At 48.0% G+C, this 22,776-nt stretch carries 25 protein-coding genes; 18 read left to right on the forward strand and 7 right to left on the reverse strand.

Features of this window, described 5'->3' with window-relative positions; translation table 11 throughout:
• Positions 1–57 precede the first annotated feature (57 nt).
• The 3 genes from AKG09_RS04885 (at position 58) to trmB (ending at position 2,211) form a co-directional block, all read left to right on the forward strand.
• Positions 58–645: a CNP1-like family protein gene (locus AKG09_RS04885; protein WP_054618357.1), complete on the forward strand. Its 588-nt coding sequence runs from the start codon at positions 58–60 to the stop codon at positions 643–645.
• 6 nt (positions 646–651) lie between these two features.
• Entirely contained in the window at positions 652–1,431 is a 780-nt protein-coding gene (locus AKG09_RS04890; protein ID WP_054618358.1) for a TSUP family transporter, read from the forward strand.
• 66 nt (positions 1,432–1,497) lie between these two features.
• The gene (trmB, locus tag AKG09_RS04895; protein ID WP_054618359.1) at positions 1,498–2,211 is read left to right on the forward strand and encodes a tRNA (guanosine(46)-N7)-methyltransferase TrmB; all 714 of its coding nucleotides are present in this window, start codon (positions 1,498–1,500) and stop codon (positions 2,209–2,211) included.
• Positions 2,212–2,535: 324 nt separating this feature from the next.
• Here the strand turns inward: trmB and AKG09_RS04900 are convergent, their stop codons facing one another.
• On the reverse strand, positions 2,536–3,336 hold the full coding sequence (locus AKG09_RS04900) for a S24 family peptidase (protein ID WP_054618360.1): 801 nt from the start codon (positions 3,334–3,336) through the stop codon (positions 2,536–2,538).
• A 378-nt stretch (positions 3,337–3,714) separates the two neighbouring features.
• Positions 3,715–4,173, reverse strand: coding sequence for a hypothetical protein (locus tag AKG09_RS04905; protein ID WP_054618361.1), 459 nt, complete (start codon positions 4,171–4,173; stop codon positions 3,715–3,717).
• Positions 4,174–4,241: 68 nt separating this feature from the next.
• Between AKG09_RS04905 and AKG09_RS04910 the strand changes: the two genes are divergently transcribed.
• Complete coding sequence (locus tag AKG09_RS04910) at positions 4,242–4,499, forward strand: helix-turn-helix domain-containing protein (RefSeq protein ID WP_054618362.1); 258 nt, start codon at positions 4,242–4,244, stop codon at positions 4,497–4,499.
• Positions 4,496–6,409: a Mu transposase C-terminal domain-containing protein gene (locus AKG09_RS04915; RefSeq protein ID WP_054618363.1), complete on the forward strand. Its 1,914-nt coding sequence runs from the start codon at positions 4,496–4,498 to the stop codon at positions 6,407–6,409. Before AKG09_RS04910 ends, AKG09_RS04915 begins: the two co-directional genes overlap by 4 nt.
• On the opposite strand, the gene AKG09_RS04920 is transcribed toward AKG09_RS04915, so the two are convergent.
• The 5 genes from AKG09_RS04920 to hda form a co-directional block, all read right to left on the reverse strand.
• Positions 6,324–7,853 (reverse strand): phospholipase D family protein, encoded by a 1,530-nt coding sequence (locus tag AKG09_RS04920; RefSeq protein WP_054618364.1) that lies wholly within the window; start codon positions 7,851–7,853, stop codon positions 6,324–6,326. The genes AKG09_RS04915 and AKG09_RS04920 overlap by 86 nt on opposite strands.
• Positions 7,854–8,058: 205 nt before the next feature.
• The gene (gene panD / locus AKG09_RS04925; protein WP_054618365.1) at positions 8,059–8,442 is read right to left on the reverse strand and encodes an aspartate 1-decarboxylase; all 384 of its coding nucleotides are present in this window, start codon (positions 8,440–8,442) and stop codon (positions 8,059–8,061) included.
• A gap of 131 nt (positions 8,443–8,573) precedes the next feature.
• Complete coding sequence (gene cutA, locus AKG09_RS04930; RefSeq protein WP_054618366.1) at positions 8,574–8,897, reverse strand: divalent-cation tolerance protein CutA; 324 nt, start codon at positions 8,895–8,897, stop codon at positions 8,574–8,576.
• Between the two features lie 11 nt (positions 8,898–8,908).
• Positions 8,909–9,577: an HAD family phosphatase gene (locus AKG09_RS04935; protein ID WP_054618367.1), complete on the reverse strand. Its 669-nt coding sequence runs from the start codon at positions 9,575–9,577 to the stop codon at positions 8,909–8,911.
• A complete protein-coding gene (hda, locus tag AKG09_RS04940; protein WP_054618368.1) occupies positions 9,574–10,242 on the reverse strand; it encodes a DnaA regulatory inactivator Hda in 669 nt (222 codons plus the stop codon). Before hda ends, AKG09_RS04935 begins: the two co-directional genes overlap by 4 nt.
• Before the next feature lie 162 nt (positions 10,243–10,404).
• Between hda and AKG09_RS04945 the strand changes: the two genes are divergently transcribed.
• The 13 genes from AKG09_RS04945 to hfq all read left to right on the forward strand — a co-directional run bounded on the left by AKG09_RS04945 (position 10,405) and on the right by hfq (position 22,776).
• A complete protein-coding gene (locus tag AKG09_RS04945) occupies positions 10,405–11,046 on the forward strand; it encodes a DedA family protein (RefSeq protein WP_054618528.1) in 642 nt (213 codons plus the stop codon).
• Positions 11,047–11,166: 120 nt separating this feature from the next.
• Positions 11,167–12,015 (forward strand): RnfABCDGE type electron transport complex subunit B, encoded by an 849-nt coding sequence (locus AKG09_RS04950; RefSeq protein WP_054618369.1) that lies wholly within the window; start codon positions 11,167–11,169, stop codon positions 12,013–12,015.
• Positions 12,016–12,066: 51 nt separating this feature from the next.
• On the forward strand, positions 12,067–12,621 hold the full coding sequence (locus AKG09_RS04955) for a UPF0149 family protein (RefSeq protein ID WP_054618370.1): 555 nt from the start codon (positions 12,067–12,069) through the stop codon (positions 12,619–12,621).
• A gap of 182 nt (positions 12,622–12,803) precedes the next feature.
• Positions 12,804–13,937 carry a cell division protein ZapE gene (zapE, locus tag AKG09_RS04960; protein WP_054618371.1) on the forward strand — a complete coding sequence of 378 codons (1,134 nt, stop codon included), beginning with the start codon at positions 12,804–12,806 and terminating at the stop codon, positions 13,935–13,937.
• Positions 13,938–14,049: 112 nt separating this feature from the next.
• Entirely contained in the window at positions 14,050–14,475 is a 426-nt protein-coding gene (gene ndk / locus AKG09_RS04965; protein ID WP_054618372.1) for a nucleoside-diphosphate kinase, read from the forward strand.
• A 64-nt stretch (positions 14,476–14,539) separates the two neighbouring features.
• Entirely contained in the window at positions 14,540–15,628 is a 1,089-nt protein-coding gene (gene rlmN, locus AKG09_RS04970; RefSeq protein WP_054618373.1) for a 23S rRNA (adenine(2503)-C(2))-methyltransferase RlmN, read from the forward strand.
• Positions 15,629–15,652: 24 nt separating this feature from the next.
• Positions 15,653–16,417 carry a type IV pilus biogenesis/stability protein PilW gene (gene pilW / locus AKG09_RS04975; RefSeq protein WP_054618374.1) on the forward strand — a complete coding sequence of 255 codons (765 nt, stop codon included), beginning with the start codon at positions 15,653–15,655 and terminating at the stop codon, positions 16,415–16,417.
• 11 nt (positions 16,418–16,428) lie between these two features.
• Positions 16,429–17,280, forward strand: a complete 852-nt coding sequence (locus AKG09_RS04980) for a RodZ domain-containing protein (RefSeq protein ID WP_054618375.1) — start codon at positions 16,429–16,431, stop codon at positions 17,278–17,280.
• A gap of 2 nt (positions 17,281–17,282) precedes the next feature.
• Positions 17,283–18,557 carry a flavodoxin-dependent (E)-4-hydroxy-3-methylbut-2-enyl-diphosphate synthase gene (gene ispG / locus AKG09_RS04985; protein ID WP_054618376.1) on the forward strand — a complete coding sequence of 425 codons (1,275 nt, stop codon included), beginning with the start codon at positions 17,283–17,285 and terminating at the stop codon, positions 18,555–18,557.
• An 81-nt stretch (positions 18,558–18,638) separates the two neighbouring features.
• On the forward strand, positions 18,639–19,934 hold the full coding sequence (gene hisS, locus AKG09_RS04990; RefSeq protein WP_054618377.1) for a histidine--tRNA ligase: 1,296 nt from the start codon (positions 18,639–18,641) through the stop codon (positions 19,932–19,934).
• Positions 19,935–20,564, forward strand: a complete 630-nt coding sequence (locus AKG09_RS04995; protein ID WP_054618378.1) for a tetratricopeptide repeat protein — start codon at positions 19,935–19,937, stop codon at positions 20,562–20,564.
• Between the two features lie 272 nt (positions 20,565–20,836).
• Positions 20,837–22,297 (forward strand): ribosome biogenesis GTPase Der, encoded by a 1,461-nt coding sequence (gene der, locus AKG09_RS05000; RefSeq protein WP_054618379.1) that lies wholly within the window; start codon positions 20,837–20,839, stop codon positions 22,295–22,297.
• 194 nt (positions 22,298–22,491) lie between these two features.
• Positions 22,492–22,776 (forward strand): RNA chaperone Hfq, encoded by a 285-nt coding sequence (gene hfq, locus AKG09_RS05005; protein WP_054618529.1) that lies wholly within the window; start codon positions 22,492–22,494, stop codon positions 22,774–22,776.

Here is a 22,776-nt window from a genome sequence, read left to right on the forward strand (position 1 = left end):
GGCGTTTAAGAATGCTACAATGCGCCTTTCTGTTTGATTTCCCGCAAGGAAAACGATATGCAACGCTGGATTCTTCTGTTGGCTTTGGCCGCCCCCGCTGTTTTTGCACAGTCGCGTACCGACAAAGATACGCTGGTTAACACGCGCTATGTCGAGCGTAATCCGAATGAAGCCGATGCTCAGTTTAAAGAAGCGGAGCTGGCATTGCCGCCTATGCCGGGCAAAGATGCGCAATGGTTTGATCTTTATATCAAACCCGATTTTCCGCAGCAGCCGCAAATCGATTTAAACAGCATCACGCTGGCGCCGGACAATACCGTGCGCTATGTGTTGAATATCCGTTCGGCGCGCGGGCATGATAATTTGAGCGCAGAAGCGCTTTATTGCTCCGAGTCTGCTTTCAGCGCCAAGAAAAAATCGTCTTATAAAGTGTACGGCTACGGTGATACGGTGAATAACCGCTGGATACAGCCGCGCAATCCGCAATGGAAGGAAATCGGCGCCATCCTCAATACTGCCGACCCCGTGCGCGGTGTGTTGTACCGCGCATTCTGTGAAGACGGTTTGCCGGGCAGCAAAGAAAAACTGGTGCAGCGCCTGAAAGAGCGCTCGGGTACGCAATCTAAATTTCATTGGACCAAATAACCTCCGCTGTTGATGGACGCCCATTTTCTTTTTCTGCTGCTTATCGGTTTTTTGGCCGGTTTGATGGATGCGGCGGTTGGCGGCGGTGGGCTGCTTCAGATTCCCGCGCTGTTTAACACGTTTCCCGCCGCCGCTCCGGCTTCGATTTTGGGTGTGAATAAATTCGCTTCCGTTTGCGGCACGTTTACCGCAGGCGTTCAATTTGTGCGCAAAATCCGCGTTCCGTGGAAAATGCTGCTGCCAGCCGCATTGCTGGCATATGTTTTTTCCTATATTGGGGCAGGGTTAACCAGCCATATCCCCGTGTATTACATGAAGCCTGCCATGTTGGTGGTGATGGCTGTAATGTTTGTGTACACATTTTTCAAAAAAAGCCTTGGGCAGATTGTGCGCAGCAGTGCGCTTAGCCGCAAAGAATATGCACTAGGCTTGTTTTTCGGTGCGCTTATCGGTTTTTACGACGGCATTTTCGGCCCCGGCACGGGCAGCTTGCTGGCTTTTGTGTTTGTACGCTTTTTCTCGTTTGATCTCATCACGGCCACCGCTTCTTCCAAAGTGATCAACATCACCACCAATCTGGCGGCTTTGAGCTTTTTTATTCCGAACGGCCACATAGTATGGGCATGGGCGCTGCCGTTGGCTGCGGCGAACTTGTGCGGCGGTATCTCCGGCGCGCACCTCGCTATTAGAGGCGGCACGCGGTTTTTGCGCTACGGTTTTATGGTGTTGCTGCTGGTTTTAATCGGAAGGTTCGGCTGGGATGTGATACAAACCATGCCTGTCTGAAATCTTTTCAGACAGGCATGGCCTATATTGTATAATGCAGCCTTTTTTAGCAATGAAATAAAGCACATGAGCCATCATAACGAACAGCAGACATCCGATATTCCCGAAGAACACAAACGCAGCATCCGCAGTTTTGTTTTGCGCCAAGGCCATATGACAGCGGCACAGCAGCGCGCGATTGATATCATGTGGCCGAAATTCGGTATCGATTATCAACACAGTATGGTTAATTTGAATGAAGCATTCGGGCGCGACAATCCGAAAGTGCTGGAAATCGGCTTCGGCATGGGGATGGCTACGGTGGAAATCGCCAAGCGCCTGCCTGAAAAAGACTTTTTAGCGATTGATGTGCACGGCCCGGGTGTGGGCAATATTTTGAAGCTGATTGAAGAAGAAAATGTTTCCAATATCAGGGTGATGCGTCATGATGCGGTGGAAGTGGTGGAAAATATGCTGGCCGACGGCAGCTTAGACGGCATTCATATTTTCTTTCCCGATCCGTGGCACAAGAAACGCCACCACAAACGCCGCCTGATTCAAGCGCCTTTTGTGGCCAAATTGTTGCCTAAATTGAAGCAGGGCGGCTATATCCATCTGGCAACCGACTGGGAAGAGTATGCGGTGCAAATGCTCGAAGTGTTGAGCGGCTTTGATGAGTTGGAAAACACCGCACAAGATTACGCACCCACGCCGGATTACCGGCCGGAGACCAAATTTGAAGCCCGCGGCAAACGGCTGGGGCATGGTGTGTGGGATTTGGTGTTTAAGCGCATCAAATAAGCGGCTTTCAAGCTTTATTGTTAACTGCGCATCCTGTGATCAGAACGTGAAGCCTGTCTGAAAACCATTTTTTCAGACAGGCTTTTTGTTTGCTTATCGCAAATAAATTTATTTTTCCACGGTTTCGTCATACTGTGGGGTAGTGTTTATTTTGTCATGTCTAAGACGTGTTGGAAAAAATGGAAAAGTTTTGATGAAACATTAGGTTAAGCGGGAAAGGAGTGGAAATTCGGAATGTGAAAAAATAGTGCAAAATTGCTCATTTTTGGGTTGATTTTGCACTATTTTTGTCATGTAAATTGTCAAAAAATAGATAGGATTTGATTATTTTGCGATGCCGCAGCTCCATAGGTAGCGTCCTAGTATCTCGAAGTCGTGCGGTTCGGCTTGGGATAAATCGAGTTCTGTTGTCGGGTATATGCCCTTATTAGGGTTGTCGCTGATGACGTTTAAAGAGTTGGTGTTCAGGCGTTGCAGGCGTTTTACCCGCAATTCTTCGCCTTGTCTGAACAGGTATATGCCCTCGCGGGTGTATTGGGTAACGGCATGCCACAGTACGGTGCCTTGGTCGATCAGGGTTGGGTGCATGCTATCCCCTTCTACACGCGTACAGAAACAATCGGCAGGCTTTAACCCTAAGTATTTAAAAAAGGAATCTCGAAACCACATAGCCTCGGGGTTGGTGTCCCACGGGATGGCGCCATTGCCTGCGCAGGCAAACACCTCCCTATAATATTTGACTGGTACGATGTGGTCGCGGTCTTGCACGGCCGCCCATGCTGCATACTCTATATGATCACAAGCCTCTGTTGTCTGATTAGCAGGCTGTGACTCTTGCGGGTTATCGCTCCCTATATCTGGTTCGCACTCTGCATTTTCAGATAATAATAGGTCTATCAAGCCTTTTTCTCTTAATTCTTCAACGATATAGCGCGGAATCGTATATAACTTTTTCATTCCGCCTCTACCGCCTTTCCCCGGCACTAACTCAAATGTCCAATTTTCACGCTCGGCTTTATCAGCAATTCCGGGTTTGCTTGAGGGCAAACCAGAAGCTATGCCCAATTCTTTCGCTTTTTTAGAAATCTCAATGATTTGCGCGATATCAAGTTTAAAACCAGCCATAAAGCAAACCTTTTTATTTACCTTACTACTATGTTGTTAAAGTAGCAAGATTAATCAAAAAATAAATATATTTTAAAAACAATATTTTGAAGAAAAGAAGTAAGGAAAGTTGTAAATAATTGTTGCGTTTAAAATCTTACTACTTTACTATGTTTAAAACAGACAAAAAAACGGCTTTAAACATTATAGCTTGATTTGTCACCGCTCTTTAACAATTTGGAAAAAAGCCGAAAAAACGCAGACAAACGGTCTTTTATGAAGAGACTGTTTAACAGGCCGTCTGAAGAATCGGGCGGCCGATTAAGCAGTTTTGACTGTATTTTGCGAGGCTTCCTCGCTACATATAGGAAAGAAAAATGAAATACGAAAAAAACGGAATCAATTCTCTTGTGAATAAGAATTCAAAGCAGCTATTTCTGCACCTGCATCGAAGCCGGTCGGAGGAAGGAGGTTCAAATGTCCGGCTTCGGCCAACAGAAGCTCAAAGAAATCTGCTGACTGCTCATACGCGCCTTTTTTCGAGCAGGCATCTGCATAACCGTATCGCGAAAGCAGGGTATTCAGCAGCAAACCGTCTTGCAGCCTCATCCATTGAGCATAAACAAATAAAGGGTAGTGTTCGGGGTAGGCTGCTATGGTTTCTTGCCGTGCTTTTCCGCCAGCCTTATAGGCTTCAAATGGCTCGCTATATTCGTCAAGCCATGAACGGAAAGCATCCCAATCATGGATGAAGCCATAAACAAACTGATGTTGCTCGGGATTGAGCTGCCACCAGTCGGTAGCCAACTCATAGAGCTGCACGACGCTTAAATATTGAGACGTTTTGTACTGGGGCATGACGCATCCTTTATTGTGAATGGAAATGCATTTTATATATCTTTAAAGACGAAAGGAAATAAAAAGCGATGAGCGGACTACATCCTGAACTTATCAGAGCGCATCTGCGTATCAAGGGCTATACGTTAGAGGATGTGGCGCGGGAGGCGGGAATCGGTGCGACAACGGTACGGGAAGCCCTAAACAAGCCCTCTAAAGCAGGTGAAGAGGCGATTGCGAAAATTTTAGACAAACCGTTGCACGAGCTGTGGCCGGAACGGTGGACAAAAGACGGAAAGCGCATCCGACCGCGCTACGCACATTTATATAAGGAATCGGCAGCATGAAAACTCACTATTCGATAGCCGAATTGCTCGACATGAAGCTTGACTGCTTGCCCGCGACAAAAGTTGGCTTAGGCGATAAGGCGAAAAGAGAGAGCTGGCCCTACGTTGAGGTAGCAGGCAAAGGCGGGCGCAACGGCAAACGCCGCGAATACACACCACCGCCCGAAGTGATGGCGCAGATACAAGAGCGTGAGATGGCTAAGGTGCTGGCAGAAACGGCACCGCAAGCGCTGTCGGTGTTGGCGGCAAAAAATACGGCGGTATCGACTGAAATACGATACACGCAAACCACCGAGACACAGCGCACCCGCGAGGGAGCGAGGCTCGGAGTGTTGAATGCGGTGGAACGGCTGATGGCTGAATCGAGTGTCGGTAAAGACGCTGCGATCACTACGCTGCTGACACAGGCAAAGCTGTCGCAGTTTGAGCATATCGCCAAGATGTTTGAGCTGGCGTTAGACGAGCGCGGTGCAGGCAGTTTGAAGTTGCCGAGCGCGCGAACCATCAAAAGATGGTTTGCCCAACGGGAAAGCAACACGCTGGTACCGAAAGTAGCAACTGCCGACATGAATATGCCTGATTGGCTGCCGCTGTTTTTGAAGTATTACCGGCAGCCGACAAAACCGAGCGTTCAGATGGCCTATGAAGCGTTTTTAGATGCGCTGGCGGTTGAAATGCCGCTGGTTAAGGTGCCGAGCATACACGCGGTGCGACGGGCGATGAGCAAGGTTGGCAATGTGGCCTTGCAAGACGGCCGCAAAGGCAAGCGTGAGCTGAAAAACGACTTGCCGCACAAACGGCGCGAGTTTCTGCACTTGCCGCCTGCTGCGATTTACACCGCAGACGGCCACACATTTGATGCCGAAGTGCTTAACCCGATGAGCGGACACCCGTTCCGCCCTGAGATCACAACGGTAATCGATGTGGCAACGCGACGCTGTATGGGCTGGAGCGTGGGTTTGGCAGAAAGCAGATTCACGGTGCTGGAAGCCTTATGCCATGCGAGCCGGTCGGCTATCGGTGCGGTGTGGTATGTGGACTGGGGTAAAGGCTTTGAAAACTTGATGATGACCGATGAAGCAACGGGGATTATGGGCAGGCTGGGTATGACGATGAAACACTCACTTGCCTATAACTCTCAAGCGAAAGGTGTATCGGAGCGAAGCCATAACATTTTTACCCGCGCAGCGCGAAAGCTGCCGACTTATGTGGGTAAAGACATGGATACGGAGGCGCGCAAATCGCTGTTTCATTGGACACGCAAGGAAATCAAGCTGCAAGGCAAGATTATCAACTCGCCAATCCCGACATGGGACGAGTTTAAAGCGTTTATCGAAGCGGAAATCGAAGCCTACAACAACCGCCCGCACCGCAGCCTGCTGAAGTTTACCGACGACGACGGCAAAAAACGCCATATGACGCCAAACGAAATGTGGGCGTTGAAGGTAAAAGAGTTCGGCGAACCGCCGAGAGTGTTGCCGGAAGACGAAGGCTGGCTGTTCAGACCGCAAAAAATGTGCACGGTACGACGCGGCGAAGTGCAACTCTTTAATAACGTTTATTTTTCAGCGGTTTTAGAAGAATTTAACGGCGAAGAGCTGCGGGTTGGCTACGACGTGCAAGATGCGCAATGGGTGTGGGTGTATGACGATGCAGGCCGCTTGATCTGTAAAGCGGAATGGCACGGCAACAGCCAAAGCTATATGCCTGAGAGCGTGATTGAGCAAGCACTAGACAAACGCAACGATGCAGCCCTGAAACGGGTGGAACTCAAGCGCGAAAATGTGTTGGCCGAGCGCAGACAAGCGGTTATCGGCTATTCCACTATAACAAACGCTCAATCGGCATCACGGAAAATATTTTGGAAATCAGACGTTTCCATAATTTCGCTTCCGGCTCGTGTTTGCTGACTTGATTATCCTGCGGGTCTTGCCATTGCAGGCGCTTATTCGAGCCGAGCGTAACTTTGTAGGCCATGCGCGGTGCATTTTGCCGGAGCGATTGCTGCATCAGTTCGGCCAGCCTTGGGTCTTCAATCACCACGCCCATTTCGGTGTTCAGGCGGGCGGAGCGTGGGTCAAAATTGAAGGAGCCGATGAATATGCGTTTGCGGTCAACAATAAAGATTTTGGCGTGCAAGCTGGAAGACGAGCTGCCAACCAAGCCTTTGTCGGTAATTTTGGGCACGGAATGGATGGCTTTCAGCTCATAAAGCTCAATGCCTGCCTGAAGCAGCTTTTTGCGGTATCGGGCATAGCCGGAGTGTACGGCGGCAACGTCGGTGGCCTGAAGCGAATTGGTAAAAACGGTAATGGCAACCTGGTTGCGGCTCAATTCGGCAAGGGCTTCCGTGCCTTGTTTGGTGGGAACGAAATAGGGCGATACGATATAGATTTCCTGCTCGGGCGAGCCTAAGGCTTCGTCGATTTTTTCGGTAATCAGGGGTTTGTTTTTGCTTCTATCCAAGCCTTTGGTCGGGTCATCACTGATGTATTTGGTGGGCGCGTAAATCCACGGAATGCCGCTTTCTGTCATCGCCTGATGCAGCGGCGATGATTGCAGCCTGCTTTGATAAAGTGCGCGTAATGCTTGGTCTTCTTCGCTAACATAATCCAACTCCGCCCTGCCTTTTTCAAGGTCGGCATTCTTGGCTATGTCTGCAATCGGGTAGCTGGATTCGCTGGCCCAATAGCGGTCGAAATCGCCGGAAACTTGGCCGACAACGCTGCCGGTTGCCAGGATATCGAGGTCGGCAAAGCCTACATCATTGGAAATATTGAAATATTCATCACCGATATTGCGGCCGCCGAGTATGGTGGCTTTGTTGTCGGCGGTGAATGTTTTGTTGTGCATGCGGCGGTTGAGGCGGGGAAAATCGTGCAGATAGCCCAAGCTGCGCATGCTTCTGCTGGCAAAAGGATTGAACACGCGGATTTCGATATTGGGGTGTTCGTCGAGCGCGGTAAGGATATTGTCCATGCCGCGCGTGTTGTTATCGTCGAGCAGGATGCGCACGCGCACGCCGCGTTTGGCGGCCGCTTCCACCATTTGCATCAGCAGTTTGCCGGATACATCGTTATGCCAGATGTAGTATTGGATATCGAGCGCCTCTTCGGCCGATTCGATAAGGGTCGCGCGGGCGATAAATGCGTCGTGCGGGTCACTGAGCAGATAAATGCCGGATATGTCTGCTTTGTGGGTTTGCGCCGGATTGCCGTTGTGCAGCACGTTGTGCACGCGCGTGGCGTTGGGCGCTTTGATGTAGCGGCTGCTGCTGCGCTTTTCCAGCGGCGGCAGTGATTGGCAGCCGGCAAGCAGAAGGGCGGTGAGTAAAAAAGCGGGAGTGTGTTTCATTACATCTTGGTTGTTTCAGACAGGGGTGGCCATGAGTGATGCCTGTCTGAAAATATAGGATAAATTTTGTTGTGTTATTGTAATGAAGAAAGCTTGGCTTGTTTCGTTGGTTATATTAAAGGGCTTGATTTTGGGATGTAAGGCGCGCTGGTGTTCGGCTTGGGCGCAATGCCTGTCTGAAAAGGGTTTCAGACAGGCATTGTTGTTACAGCACGGTATGCGGCGGCTCGTAGTGGATGATGTCGCGGATTCGGTTGTGTTCGTCGAGTAGAACCACTTTGGGTTCGTGCGCGGAAATTTCTGGTTCGGAAAGCATTACATACGACATGATAATCACGATATCGCCTTTTTGCACCAGCCGGGCAGCCGCGCCGTTTAGGCAGACCACGCCGCTGCCGCGTTCGCCGGGGATGGTGTAGGTTTCAAAACGCTCGCCATTGTTATTGTTGACGATTTGTACTTTCTCGTTAACGCAGATGCCGGCTGCATCCAATAGGTCTTGGTCAACGGTGATGCTGCCGACGTAGTTTAAGTCGGCTTCGGTTACGACGGCGCGGTGAATCTTGCCGCCGAGCATAGTGCGGAACATATTGGTTGGCTTTCTTGGGATGTGTGTGTTTGGAAGAGGCAGGATTATGCCTGTCTGAAAAATGCAAAGGCGGCATTGTACACGCTTGGCCGGAATATTTCTCAAGTTTGTTTCAGACAGGCATGCCGGTATCAGCAGCCCACCTGTTCTTTAAACCATTTCATATAAGGGCGGTGGCCGCGGTGTATCGGCAGCATTAGTATTTGCGGGCATTCGTAGCTGTGGTTTTGCTGGATGATTTTTTCGACCGCGCTGAAGTGGCAGCGGGCGCTTTTGATGGTGATGCGGATTTCATCATCGTTGCATATTTTGCCTTCCCACATATACTGGCTTCGGATGTTTTCGTATTGAACGCAGGCGGCGAGGCGGTTTTCTAATAACAAGCTGCCGATACGCTCCGCTTCTGCGGCTTCGGCAACCGTTGTGGTGATGATAACGGGTTTGAACTGGGGCATTTCAGATAACCTTATCTAAAATTCAACACAGGCCAGCCTTTTTCTGAGGCTTCTTGCTGCAAGGTTTCATCGGGGTTGACGGCTACGGGGTCGCTTACCAGGCGCAGTAGCGGCAGGTCGTTTTTCGAATCGCTGTAAAAATAGGTTTTGCCGTAGCTTTGCAGGGTTTCGCCGCGCGCTGCGAGCCATTCGTTCAGGCGGGTGATTTTGCCTTCCTTCAGGCTGGGCGTGCCGATGTAGCTGCCGGTGTAGCGGCCGTCCGAGCAGGTTTCAAGCTGGGTGCCGATAATATTAGTGATGCCGAAAAGGTGGCAGATGGGTGTGATGATGAATTCATTGGTGGAGGAAATCACCAAAAGTTCGTCGCCTGTGTCCCGATGGCTTTGAACCAGCATTTTGGCCATCATGGAAATGTGCGGCGCGATAAATTCGGCTACGAATTCTTCGTGCATCTTTGCCAGCTCTTCTTTACTGAAGCGGCTTAAAGGCTCAAGGTGGAATTTGAGGAATTCATCGATATTCAGGCAGCCGTTTTGGTAATCTTGATAAAATTTGTCGTTTTGCTTTTGGGTGTATTCGATATCGACCAAGCCTTTTTTCATCAGGTATTGCGGCCAGGAATGGTCGGAATCGGTGTTGATTAAGGTGTTGTCTAAGTCGAAAATGGCAAGGTTTTTCATTCTGCTTCCTGTTGTTTCAGAAGTTGGCGTAAAAGCGGCAGGGTGATGCGCTTTTTCATGGTGAGGGAATAATTGTCTAAGGCGTCGAGCATATTCATCAGGCTGCCCAAATCGCGCCGCCAATGCAGCAGCAGGTAATTGAAGATGGTTGGGTCAACGGGAATGCGCCGAGTGCGGGCGAGGCTTGAGAGGGCTTGGATTTTTTCTTCGTCGGTGAGCGGTTTCACTTCGTAAACCAGGCAATAAGCCATGCGGGTGCGCAAATCTTCGCGCAGGCACAAATGCTGCGGCTTTACATCGGCACTCAGAAGCAGGGAACCTCGGCTGCTGTTGCGATAGCGGTTGAACACGGCAAACAACAGGGATTGTTCTTCGGCGTCTAACAGCTCCACTTGGTCGATGGCCAGATAATCCGCTTCGCAGGCTTCTTCAGTGAGCGGAGCGGTGCGCGCATCAATATATCGGGCGTTTTTGCCGCTTTGCTGCGCTTTATCGGCCCAGGCGCGCAAGAGATGGCTTTTTCCGGAACCTTCTTCGCCCCAAACGTAGAGAAACTGGTTATCCTGTTCTTTCAAAACGTGTACCAGCTCGCTGTTGGCATTACCCAGAAATTCGTCGAAGCCGGGATATTCATGGCTGGCAAAATCGAAAATAAGCTGGTTCACGGCTGGCTCGGGTTGGAAAGGACACGGAATTGTACGTTGTTTTAACGAATAGCTGCAAGCGTGTGCGTTTATCTGAATGAATTTGGCAAGCGGGTAGGTTTGGCTTTAAAATGCGCCGATTTTTGCAAGATTTTAAACACCTTACATCATAGAGAATATATTGTGATTGCCACTGTTATTGATTTCATTCTGCATATCGATCAGCATTTGCAGGCTTTGTCTGCCGATTACGGCCCCTGGATTTACGGGATTTTGTTTCTGATTGTTTTCTGCGAAACCGGTTTGGTGGTCACGCCGTTTTTACCCGGAGATTCTTTATTGTTTGCGGCGGGCGGTATCGCGGCTGTGGGCGGTATGAATATCCATTTGATGGTTTTGCTGCTGCTGATTGCTGCGATTGTAGGTGATGCGGTTAACTTTATGATTGGTAAATATTTTGGTGCCAAGTTATTTGCCAATCCCGATTCCAAAATCTTCAAACGCAGCTATCTTGATAAAACCCATCAGTTCTACCAAAAATACGGCGGTAAAACCATTATCATCGCGCGCTTCGTGCCGATCGTGCGCACGTTTGCTCCGTTTGTGGCCGGTATGGCGCACATGAATTACGCCAGATTTATCCGCTTCAATATCATCGGCGCGGTTTTATGGGTGGTGCTGTTTTCTTATGCAGGCTATTTCTTCGCCAACATTCCCGTGGTTAAAAACAACTTAGGCTTGGTATTGGGTGCAATTATTGTTGTGTCTGTTATGCCTGCGGTGGTTGAGGTGGTTCGGGCCAGAATGGCGGCGAAAAAAAACTGAGCTGTGTTGAATAAATGACAATGCCTGTTTGAAAATCTTGCTGTGAAGCGCAGAGGTTTTCAGACAGGCATTCTGTTATCCGCTATAATTCCGTTCTTCCTGTTTTAAGTATTTCAAAAGATGAATGTTTCTTTGGTTTCGCGCATTGAATCGATTTTGCCGCAAACGCAATGCCGCGAGTGTGGTTATGAAGGCTGCAAGCCTTATGCACAGGCGCTGGCGCAAGGTGAGGCTGCGGTAAACCTGTGTGCGCCCGGCGGCAACGAAGTGATGCAGGATATCGCAGCTTTGTTAGGCCGTCCTGCGCTTGCTCCGGCTAAAATTCAAGAAAAGGTTTTGGCGTGGATTGACGAAGCGGTGTGCATAGGCTGCACGGCCTGCATCCGTGCATGCCCGGTGGATGCGATTATGGGGGCTTCCAAACTGATGCACACGGTGATTGCGTCTGAATGCACGGGTTGCGGCTTGTGCGTAGCGCCGTGCCCGGTCGATTGTATTTATATGCAGCCGGTTCAAGCTGATTATCTGCCGCTTGCCAGAGATCTGGCCCAAGATGAAGAACCGCGTTTTGCAGCAGCCGCTCATGCTAAAGCCCGCTATGAATGGCATGAGGTGCGTAAAACCCGCGATGCTGCCGAACGCAAGGCGTATTTGGCAGAAAAAGAAGCGGCGGCCAAAGCGCGTATGCAGCAATTCGCTGGGCAAGAGCAGCAGAAAGCTGCGTTTAATCCTGCCGACTTGATTGCGCAAGCCATGGCGCGTGCGCAAGCGCAGCAGGAGCGTCGCATTGTTCCGGTTAATAGAGAAACGTTCAAAGAGCAGCAAATCAGAGAGGCGAAAGAGCGCGCAAGTTACCGTCGTGCGCTGCGGGATGTGAAATATGGCAGTGAAGCGGAAAAAGCCGCTGCCATAGAATATTTGCGTGAATATAAGGCGGCGCAAGAAGCAAAAATGCAAGATAAAATTTGAAAGGCTGCTTGAGATGTATGCCTGTCTGAAAAATAAAATTTAAGGAAAAATATGCTCCCTTTTGATTCGGCAGCCCAAAGCCAACTGGCTGCTTTGCTCGACCCGAAAGCCGTAAGCGGCAATACGATGCGGCTGGACGAAGTGCAGGCATTCATGCTTGCCTTATTGAGCGGCCCCGATAAAACAGAGCCGCACATCTGGCTGCCCGAGGTTTTGGGTGGTGAAGATTTGTTCGACCGGAACGAAACAGAAGAAATCCAAATGCTGGTGTTGCGTTTGGCTTTCGATTTGAAGAAAAAGCTGGAAGCAGGGCGGTTGCCTGATTTATTGCTTTACGATGATGAAAACGGCCAAAGCGATTTTTATACTTGGTGTAATGCTTATCTGTATGCTTTGGATGTGGTGAAGACCGATTGGTTTGAAGCGGCGGGTGATGATGATTTTGAAGATTTGTTTTACCCAGTAATGGCACTTGGCGGCATGTATGACGAATACCGCAACGACAATGCCGTGCTCACTTTTACCGAAGCGGAAGCCGCTAAAATGGAGCAAGATCTGCCTTATGCCTTAATGGAAATCTATACCTATTGGCACAAGAAAAAATAGTCTGAATCGATAGAATGCCTGTCTGAAAGCTGTTTTCAAGCTTTCAGGCAGGCATTCTTGAAATATCCTGCGCCAAAATCCGCCAATTCAAGCGGGCTGCGGCTTTCACGTTTTCAGCAGGTTTCTAACTTCAGATTAAATCCACTATAATGCCGATATTATAAGGAAATTGATTACCCTCTATGACACAACAGAACGAACGTTTTATCGCGCCGGATTACGCAAACCACAGCCCGCTTACTTGGTATCAGGCAGCATCGACCAAGCCGGGCTTTATCCGTGATGATGCACAGAAAAAAGCCATCGAGCACCTTGACCGTCTATGGACGGAATTGATGATGTTCAAACGCAAGCGCAACCGTTTTCTCGGCCGCAGCCTGCGTTCCCCGCAATTGCCGAAAGGGCTTTATTTTTATGGCGGCGTAGGCCGAGGCAAAAGCTTTTTGATGGATGTGTTTTACGGCTGCCTGCCTTACCGCCGCAAGCGCCGGGTACACTTTCATGCATTTATGGCAGAAATCCACCGGCGCCTGCGCGGCCTGAAAAGCGAAGCCAACCCTCTAAAAGCAGTTGCTTCGGAAATCGCCCGGGAAACTCGGGTATTGTGTTTTGACGAATTTCATGTGAGCGACATTGCTGATGCCATGATTCTCGGACGTTTGCTGGAAAATCTGTTTAACGAAGGTGTGGTACTGGTTGCCACTTCCAACTATGCGCCTTCGGAGCTTTATCCGCAAGGGCAAAACCGCAGCAGTTTTCTACCTACTATTGCTTTGCTGGAAGATAAGCTGACAATTTTGAATGTGGATGGCGGTGAGGACTACCGTTTGCGCACATTAAGCCCGGCCGAGGTGTTTTATGTGCCCGCCGATGACGAAAACGAGCAGAAACTGGGTGCGCTGTTTGCCCAAGTTACCGCTTCGCAAAAACAGCTTGATAAAAAAATTACCATTCACGGCCGGGAGCTGGAATGTAAAGGGCGTACCGAACGGGTAATTTGGTTTGATTTCAGAACCTTGTGTTTCGGCCCGCGCTCGCAAGCCGATTATCTTTATTTGGCCGAGCATTATCAAATGGTGTTCATCTCAGGCTTGGAAAAACTCACGCCTGCCGAGCGTTCGGAAGCGCGCCGCCTAACCTGGCTGATAGACGTATTTTATGATTATCGCGTAAAAGTATGCGCCACCAGCGAAGTGCCTGCCGAGGAGATTTATATAGAAGGCGATTTTGCCAACGAATTTGTGCGTACGGTAAGCCGTATGGTGGAAATGCAGTCGGAAGAATATTTGGCTTTGCCGCATTTAACCCTTAAATAGCTTATTAAATCAGATAAATAAATTTACAAAAAATATTACAGAATGCATCTGCAATCTTGTACAATATAGAACTTTGCTTTTTACCAAGTCATTCAATATTAAGGAGCATGACATGACTATCCAACGTACTTTCTCTATCGTTAAACCCGATGCAGTAGGTAAAAACAATATCGGCGCAATTTACAACCGTTTCGAAGAAAACGGTTTGCGCATCGTTGCTGCCAAAATGAAGCAATTGAGCAAAAAAGAAGCGGAAGATTTTTACGCTATTCATAAAGAGCGTCCTTTTTTCCAAGAGTTGGTAGAGTTTATGACCAGTGGTCCTGTCATGCTGCAAGTTTTGGAAGGCGAAAATGCCGTAGCCAAAAACCGTGAAATCATGGGCGCAACCAATCCTGCCGAAGCTGCTGCCGGTACCATCCGCGCAGATTTCGCTGCTTCTGTTGGTGAGAACGCTGTACACGGTTCAGACAGCCTTGAAAACGCAGCAATCGAAATTGCTTACTTTTTCAGCCAAAGCGAAATTTGCTCACGCTGATCAGCGCATTGAAATGCCAAAGGCTGCCTGAATGGTTCGGGCAGCCTAAAGGTTTTTGAAATATATGAAAGCCAATTTATTAAATTATGATTTAAGCGGTTTAACCCAACATTTTGCTGAAATGGGTGAAAAACCGTTCCGTGCCAAGCAGGTTATGCGTTGGATGCACCAAGCAGGTGCGTCTGATTTTGCTGAAATGACCGATTTGGCAAAATCCTTGCGTGCAAAATTGCAGGACAAGGCAGAAGTCGGCGTGCCTGCGTTGATGGCTGCACAAGAATCGAGAGACGGCACCCGCAAATGGTTACTGGATGTAGGTACCGGAAATGGTGTGGAAACTGTGTTCATACCAGAAGCCGAGCGTGGCACTTTATGTATTTCCTCTCAGGTAGGCTGTGCGTTGGAATGCACATTCTGCTCCACCGGCCGACAGGGCTTTAACCGTAACCTGAGTGCGGCAGAAATTATCGGCCAGCTTTGGTGGGCGAATAAGGCAATGGGCGTAACCCCGAAAAATGAACGCGTTATTTCCAATGTGGTGATGATGGGCATGGGCGAGCCTTTGGCTAACTTTGATAATGTGGTTACGGCTTTGAGCATAATGCTGGATGACCATGGCTATGGCTTATCGCGCCGCCGCGTAACCGTTTCTACTTCCGGCATGGTGCCGCAGATGGATCGTTTGAAAGAAGCGATGCCGGTTGCGCTGGCTGTGTCCTTACATGCTTCAAATGATGCGGTGCGTGATGAGATTGTGCCGCTGAATAAAAAATATCCGTTGAAAGAATTGATGGCGGCTTGTCAGCGTTACTTGGTTAAAGCGCCACGTGATTTTGTGACATTTGAATATGTTATGCTTGATAGCATCAATGACAAACCACAGCATGCCAAGGAATTGATTGAATTGGTAAAAGATGTGCCATGTAAATTTAATCTGATTCCGTTTAACCCGTTTCCGAACTCGGGATATGATAGATCAAGTAACGATGCTATCCGTGTGTTTAAAGAGATTCTTCAAGAAGCCGGTTTTGTGGTGACGGTGCGTAAAACCAGAGGTGACGATATTGACGCTGCATGCGGCCAACTGGCAGGACAGGTTCAAGATAAAACACGCCGCCAGCAGAAGTGGCAGCAATTGCTGGTGCAACAATAAATTTCGATAATTAAGGTGAGTGTGATGAAGCAATTATGGGTCCCCGTTTTATTGGCTGTGCTGTTGGGTGCCTGTTCAAGCAAAGGGTTTAAAAAACCAACTGCTAAAGAGCGGGCAGTAGAAGTATCACAAATTCAGACCCAGCTGGCAGTGGAATACATGCGTGCCAAAGATTACCGTTTGGCAACGGCCAGTATCGAAGAAGCATTGAAAGCAAACAGTAAAAACGAGATGGCCTGGCTGATTCGCGCTCAGATTTATCAATTTTTGAAAGTGCCTGAGCGTGCTGAAGAAAGCTTTTTGCAGGGTTTGTCGATTAAGCCGGATAGCGCTGAAATCAACAATAACTACGGCTGGTTTTTGTGCAGTGTAAAAAACAATCCGAATGCTGCCCTGCCTTACTTTGATAAGGCGTTGGCAGACCCAACTTATCCGAGCCCTTTTATTGCCTATCTGAATAAAGGGGTATGCAGTGCGAAAATGGGTCAATATTCTTTAGCGCAAGCTTATTTGGAACGCTCAATTGCGGCGGCTCCCAATTTTGTTCCGGCTGTTAAAGAGTTGGCGCGTACTAAATTACTGGCCGGTGAATTAAACGAAGCCGATATGTATTTCAGACAATATCAAAGCAGGGTAGAAATGCTTTCTGCTGATGATTTGTTGCTCGGATGGAAATTGGCCAAAGCCTTAGGTAACGGCCAGGCTGCTTATGAATATGAAGCTCAGTTGCGTGCTTTGTATCCTTATTCGGAAGAGCTGCAGTCGGTTACCGGTGGCGGAATAAAGTGAGAGAATCATAAATGAACATTAATCCGGATGCTCAAGAGCTGGGCAAAATGTTGGTTGCTCTGAGAGAGCAAAAGGGCATGACTCTGGCAGAAGTGGCAGAGCGTTTGAAATTGCCGGTGGATAAGGTTGCCGCTTTGGAGATGGGTGATTACCGTCAGTTGCCGGATATGGTGTTTGTACGGGGGTTTCTACGTGCATACGGCCGCTTGGTTCAAGCGGATGAAGCTGAGTTAACCGGGCTTTTGGATAAAGTAGCTCCGGTTTCTGAAAAAAATATTTTCAGCGGTTATAAAAAGAGTGATAAAGAGCGCTATGCCTATCTGGAAGAGAAAAAAAGCTTTCCAGGCTGGATTGTTGCAGTATGTGCGGCGGCGGTTGCGGTAGGCGGCGTGTTTATCTGGCAGAGTAAGTCTGCCACTCAAAAAGCGGCAGATGATATGCAGGCGCAATCTTCTACTGAGCAGGTTATGCAGCGGGCCACGGAGCTGAAGCAGAAAAATGTCACAGTTGTACCGATGGAAGAAGGTAACGTGGCAGCATCTGCCGCATCAACCTCGGTGGTGTCGGCAGCTTCAGCAGCGTCGGCACCAAGTAATGAGCAGGAAACATTGGCGGTAGCTGCGGATGAGTTATACATAAAAGTTCGTTATCGAACCAAATTGGTTGTGAAAGATAAAACAGGCGCTGAACTGGTGAATCAGATTGTACCGGCAGCCAGCGAACATCGCTTCAAAGGTAATGCTCCGTATGATGTGCGCATTGGTGTGGTACACGGCAGCATTGTTAATTTCGGCGGACAGGAAATTAACTGGGCACCTTATCTGGTCGGTCGCACAACAGCAGTATTTAAAGCAGGTCAATAAACATGAGCCAATACACAATAAAACGTCGAAAAACACATCAAGTCCAAATTGATCATATAACAGTCGGTTCTGATGCGCCGGTGGTTGTGCAATCTATGACCAACACTGATACGGCGGATGCAGAAGCCACTGCGTCGCAGGTTAAAGAGCTTTCTGATGCAGGCTCTGAAATGGTGCGCATCACGGTCAATAGTCCGGAAGCGGCATCAAAAGTAGCAGAAATTCGTCAACGTTTGGACGATATGGGCTGCAACACACCGTTGGTCGGCGACTTTCACTTTAACGGCGAACGCTTGCTGGCTGAATTTCCGGATTGTGCGAAAGCTTTGTCTAAATACCGGATTAATCCGGGTAATGTGGGTAAAGGTGCTAAAGGAGATGAGAAATTTGCTTATATGATCCGCACGGCCGCGGAATACGATAAAGCTGTGCGTATCGGTGTTAACTGGGGCTCGCTTGATCAAAGCTTGGCCAAGCGTATGATGGATGAAAACATCGCAGCCGGTTTGCCGAAAACGCCCGACGAGGTAATGAAAGAAGCTCTAATTGTTTCTGCTTTGGAATCCGCTCAAAAAGCAGTAGATTTAGGCCTGTCTGAAAACAAAATCATTCTTTCCTGCAAAGTGAGTGCTGTGCAGGATTTGATTCAGGTTTATCGAGATTTAGGCAGCCGTTGCCAATATCCGCTGCATTTGGGTTTAACCGAAGCAGGAATGGGCAGCAAAGGTATCGTAGCTTCAACGGCGGCGCTTGCTGTACTTTTGCAAGAAGGAATAGGCGATACCATCCGCATCTCTTTAACGCCCGAGCCGGGCAGCTCGAGAACCCAAGAAGTTGTGGTTGGGCAGGAGATTCTGCAAACCATGGGTTTGCGTTCGTTTACTCCTATGGTTACCGCATGCCCGGGTTGCGGCCGTACGACCAGCACTGTATTCCAAGAGCTGGCCCAAGATATTCAGCGTTACTTACGCGAGCAGATGGCAATTTGGCGTTTTAAATATCCGGGTGTGGAAAACTTGAATGTGGCAGTGATGGGGTGTGTGGTCAACGGCCCGGGCGAGAGTAAATTGGCCGACATCGGTATCAGCCTGCCGGGAACCGGAGAAACGCCTGTCGCGCCGGTGTATGTTGATGGCGAGCGGAAAGTTACCTTGAAAGGCGATAATATGGCCGTTGAATTTCTAGAAATTGTGAAAGAATATGTAGAAAGCAATTATGGAGAAAACGGTAAAAAACGCTCTGTAAACCGTGTTATCCCTATTCAAGCGGCAAAATAAGCAAAGGATATCAATGCCTGTCTGAAAGCCTTTCAGACAGGCATCTGGGAAATCAATATCAACATATATAAAGAAGTTAAAATGGGTAACAAAATCCAAGCCGTAAAAGGTATGAACGATTTATTGCCGGTGGAACAAAAAGATTTCAAGCTTACTTCGGCATTTTGGCAGGTGTTTGAAGATGTGGTTGTCCGTTGGACGAAGCGTTTCGGTTACAAGCAAATCCGCACACCGATTTTGGAACAAACCGGTTTATTTGTACGTTCGATCGGGGAAGAAACCGATGTGGTCGGCAAAGAAATGTATACTTTTTCCGATTCCAACGATTCTATCAGTTTGAGTTTGCGTCCTGAAGGCACAGCCTCGTGTTTGCGTGCGGTGGTTGAGCATAATCTGCTTTACAACAGCCCTCAGAAGCTTTGGTATATGGGGCCGATGTTCCGTCGCGAACGCCCGCAGAAAGGCCGTTATCGTCAGTTTCACCAAGTAGGGGTTGAAGCGCTAGGTTTCGAAGGACCTGATGTTGACGCCGAGATGATAGCCATGTGCGCCGACTTGTGGAAAGAATTAGGGATCAGCCAGTATCTGACATTGGAATTAAATAATCTGGGCAATAGGGAAGAGCGGGCAGCTCACCGCAGCGCATTGGTTGATTATTTAAGCCAATATGAAAGCAGGTTGGATGAAGACAGCAAGCGGCGTTTGCATACCAATCCTTTGCGTGTTTTAGACAGCAAAAATCCCGATTTGCAGGAAATTTGCAATGCCGCGCCACGGCTTACCGATTATTTAGGCGAAGCTTCACTGGCACATTACAACGAGCTTAAAAGCATGCTCGACGGTTTGGGTATCCAATATGTAGAGAACCCGCGCTTGGTTCGCGGTTTGGATTATTACAACCAAACGGTCTTCGAATGGACAACCGATAAACTTGGCGCTCAGGCCACTGTTTGCGGCGGCGGCCGCTACGATGGTTTGATTGAAGAGCTTGGTGGAAAAAACACTCCTTCCATCGGTTTCGCTATGGGTGTTGAACGGTTATTGCTATTGGTTAATGAATACGGTTGTCTGAAAAGTGAATCCGCACCTGATGTTTACAGCATGCATCAAGGCGAGGGCGCTGCCTTGAAATCAATGCAATATTCACATTTATTACGTGAAAACGGATTTTGTGTGTTGCAGCATTCGGGCAACCAGAGTCTGAAAGCGCAAATGAAAAAGGCCGATGCGAGCGGCGCACGTTTTGCTTTGATTGTGGCGCAAAGCGAACTGGAAAGTGGTTCGGTTACTTTGAAAGATATGCAGGGTAATTTGGGCCAGCAAACAATAAATGCCGAACAATTATTGACAACTTTACAAGAATGGAAGAATACATAAATGGCATCACATCTTGAAGAACAACAAGAATTAGAGAATTTCAAACATTTCTGGAAAGGTTGGGGGCGTTGGATTTTTGCCTTATTGGTAGCGTGCAGCTTGGCTTATTTAGGTCTCGTACTCTATAAAAATTATCAAGCCGGTAAAAACGAAGAGGCGGCAGAAATTCTGTCGCAAATGGCCTCCAAAGCGCAAACCAGTAAAGATCCAAAGATACTGCATGTTGATTTGCTGAATCTGCAGCAAAACTACCCGAAAACCATCGCAGCTGCACAAGCAACCTTTATGGCTGCGGCTGCTGAGTTCGACAAAGGTAATTATGATGCAGCAACCAAGCATTTGAATTGGGTTTTGAAGAATCAAAAAACTTCTTTGGTACAGGCACTTGCCGCACAACGCTTAGCAACCGTGCAGTTGCAACAGCAAAAATTTGATGAAGCATTGGCTACTTTGAATACCCCTGTTGACGAAGCTTTTCAGCCGGTATTGTTGGAGCTAAAAGGCGATGTGCTGGTTGCGCAAAGTAAGGGCAAAGAAGCCGTTGCTGCTTATGAAGATGCACTAAACAAACTGCCGAAGGAAGCAGCAGCACGCGAATTGCTCCAGTTCAAGCTTGATCAATTGAAATAAACACTCAAAGGCTTACACTAAACCTGTAAGCCCTTGATCATTTAATGCCTGTCTGAAAAACGAAAGTTCATGTTACTTTGTCGTTATCGCAAATAAATATTATTTCTGCTACGGTGTTGCTGCGCCTTGCCGTACTACTTGTACTGCCTGCGGCTTGCTCCTTGTATCAAAAAATAAGTTTATTTACTATAGATGATAATCTTACTGATTTTAATAAAGCAGCCGAATATACTGAATAAAGGTATTACAATCGGCTGGTAGAGAATATCTTGATGAAACCCACAATCGCACTTGTCGGCCGACCCAATGTCGGAAAATCCACTTTATTTAATCGGCTGACCCGTACTAAAGATGCTTTGGTCGCAGATATGCCCGGTCTTACCCGTGATCGTCACTATGGACATGGAAAGGTCGGCAGCAAGCCTTATTTGGTTGTTGATACCGGTGGATTTGAACCTGTGGTAGATAGCGGTATTCTGCATGAAATGGCCAAACATACGTTGCAAGCGATTGATGAAGCAGACGCTGTTGTTTTTCTCGTAGACGGTCGAACAGGCTTAACGCCGCAAGATAAAATTATCGCCGACCGTTTGCGGCAAAGTCCTCGTCCGGTGTTTCTGGCAGTTAATAAAGGTGAAGGAGCAAACAGGAGTGTATTGGCAGCGGAGTTTTACGAACTGGCTTTAGGCGAGCCTTACGTGGTATCCGGCGCGCATGGCGACGGTGTATACAGCTTGATTGAAGATGTGCTGGAAAAATTTCCAGATGCTCAAGAAACCGAAGAAATTGCCAAACATCCTGTATTTGCTGTAATAGGCAGACCCAATGTTGGAAAATCTACTTTGGTTAATGCTATTTTGGGCGAAGAGCGGGTAATTGCTTTTGATATGGCAGGCACCACGCGAGACAGTATCCATATCGATTTTGAGCGTGAAGGTAAACCTTTTACCATCATCGATACCGCAGGTGTACGCAGGCGCGGAAAAGTTGAAGAAGCCGTTGAAAAATTTTCAGTGATTAAAGCTATGCAAGCAGTGGAAGCATCTAATGTAGCCGTGTTGGTATTAGATGCACAGCAAGATATTGCAGACCAAGATGCCACCATTGCAGGTTTTGCACTGGAAGCGGGTCGGGCTTTGGTCGTAGCGGTCAATAAATGGGACGATATTGATGAAGATAGAAAGGTTCAAATCAAACGCGATATTGCACGCAAACTGTATTTTTTAGATTTTGCCAAATTTCACTATATTTCAGCATTGAAAGAAAAAGGTATCGACGGTTTGTTTGCAAGTATTCAGGCGGCTTATGATGCTGCCATGATAAAAATGCCAACACCGAAAATTACCCGTGTTTTACAAAGTGCGATTGAGCGTCAAGCCCCACCCCGTGCCGGATTGGTTCGACCAAAGATGCGCTATGCCCATCAGGGCGGTATGAACCCGCCTGTTATCGTTATACACGGCAACGCCTTGCAACACATACCCGAGGCCTATACCCGGTATCTGACACAGACTTTTAGAAAAGCTTTTAATCTGCAAGGCACACCTCTGCGTATTCAATACAATGTGTCAGATAACCCTTATGAAAATGCGGATGAGAAGCCGAAAAACAAACCGTTACGACGAGTACAATTGAGCAATAGGATTGAAAAACGAGAAGGCAAAAAAGTAGAAAAAAACCGTCTAAAGAAAAAGCGCCAAGTAAGCATCAAGAAAAAACAAAGCGCAAACTAAGATTTTCAGACAGGCATTCAATGCCTGTCTGAAAAGAGATTTATCCGGCAAGCTGATTATGGTTAATTCAGATGCTGAATAAATGTTTTGCACATTCTTACCGAAAAAGATTGGTAAAAATGAGCATTCAAGGCTACAATTCCAAAGTAGTACAAATTATTACAATCAAAAATCATAAAAATGGAGTATTAAATATGACAGCTAAAGGACAAATGCTACAAGATCCTTTCTTGAATGCACTTCGTAAGGAACATGTTCCTGTATCTATTTATTTGGTGAACGGTATTAAATTACAAGGCCAAGTTGAGTCGTTCGACCAATATGTTGTGTTATTGCGTAACACTTCTGTAACTCAAATGGTTTATAAACATGCGATCTCAACAATTGTTCCTGCGCGCGCAGTAAGCCTACAACACGAGAATAAACAAGCAGTACAGCAACAAGCTGCCGCCTCGGCAGAAACGCCAGCAGCAGAATAA

The sequence above is a fragment of the Neisseria sp. 83E34 genome (genome assembly GCF_001308015.1).
Classification (GTDB): domain Bacteria; phylum Pseudomonadota; class Gammaproteobacteria; order Burkholderiales; family Neisseriaceae; genus Neisseria.

Coding starts and splice junctions, on each gene's coding strand:
- AKG09_RS04885 (WP_054618357.1), top strand. CDS start 58: ATGCAACGCTGGATTCTTCTGTTGGCTTTGGCCGCCCCCGCTGTTTTT.
- trmB (WP_054618359.1), top strand. CDS start 1,498: ATGAGCCATCATAACGAACAGCAGACATCCGATATTCCCGAAGAACAC.
- AKG09_RS04900 (WP_054618360.1), bottom strand. CDS start 3,336: ATGGCTGGTTTTAAACTTGATATCGCGCAAATCATTGAGATTTCTAAA.
- AKG09_RS04905 (WP_054618361.1), bottom strand. CDS start 4,173: ATGCCCCAGTACAAAACGTCTCAATATTTAAGCGTCGTGCAGCTCTAT.
- AKG09_RS04910 (WP_054618362.1), top strand. CDS start 4,242: ATGAGCGGACTACATCCTGAACTTATCAGAGCGCATCTGCGTATCAAG.
- AKG09_RS04915 (WP_054618363.1), top strand. CDS start 4,496: ATGAAAACTCACTATTCGATAGCCGAATTGCTCGACATGAAGCTTGAC.
- AKG09_RS04920 (WP_054618364.1), bottom strand. CDS start 7,853: ATGAAACACACTCCCGCTTTTTTACTCACCGCCCTTCTGCTTGCCGGC.
- panD (WP_054618365.1), bottom strand. CDS start 8,442: ATGTTCCGCACTATGCTCGGCGGCAAGATTCACCGCGCCGTCGTAACC.
- cutA (WP_054618366.1), bottom strand. CDS start 8,897: ATGCCCCAGTTCAAACCCGTTATCATCACCACAACGGTTGCCGAAGCC.
- AKG09_RS04935 (WP_054618367.1), bottom strand. CDS start 9,577: ATGAAAAACCTTGCCATTTTCGACTTAGACAACACCTTAATCAACACC.
- AKG09_RS04950 (WP_054618369.1), top strand. CDS start 11,167: ATGAATGTTTCTTTGGTTTCGCGCATTGAATCGATTTTGCCGCAAACG.
- AKG09_RS04955 (WP_054618370.1), top strand. CDS start 12,067: ATGCTCCCTTTTGATTCGGCAGCCCAAAGCCAACTGGCTGCTTTGCTC.
- zapE (WP_054618371.1), top strand. CDS start 12,804: ATGACACAACAGAACGAACGTTTTATCGCGCCGGATTACGCAAACCAC.
- ndk (WP_054618372.1), top strand. CDS start 14,050: ATGACTATCCAACGTACTTTCTCTATCGTTAAACCCGATGCAGTAGGT.
- rlmN (WP_054618373.1), top strand. CDS start 14,540: ATGAAAGCCAATTTATTAAATTATGATTTAAGCGGTTTAACCCAACAT.
- pilW (WP_054618374.1), top strand. CDS start 15,653: ATGAAGCAATTATGGGTCCCCGTTTTATTGGCTGTGCTGTTGGGTGCC.
- AKG09_RS04980 (WP_054618375.1), top strand. CDS start 16,429: ATGAACATTAATCCGGATGCTCAAGAGCTGGGCAAAATGTTGGTTGCT.
- ispG (WP_054618376.1), top strand. CDS start 17,283: ATGAGCCAATACACAATAAAACGTCGAAAAACACATCAAGTCCAAATT.
- hisS (WP_054618377.1), top strand. CDS start 18,639: ATGGGTAACAAAATCCAAGCCGTAAAAGGTATGAACGATTTATTGCCG.
- AKG09_RS04995 (WP_054618378.1), top strand. CDS start 19,935: ATGGCATCACATCTTGAAGAACAACAAGAATTAGAGAATTTCAAACAT.
- der (WP_054618379.1), top strand. CDS start 20,837: ATGAAACCCACAATCGCACTTGTCGGCCGACCCAATGTCGGAAAATCC.
- hfq (WP_054618529.1), top strand. CDS start 22,492: ATGACAGCTAAAGGACAAATGCTACAAGATCCTTTCTTGAATGCACTT.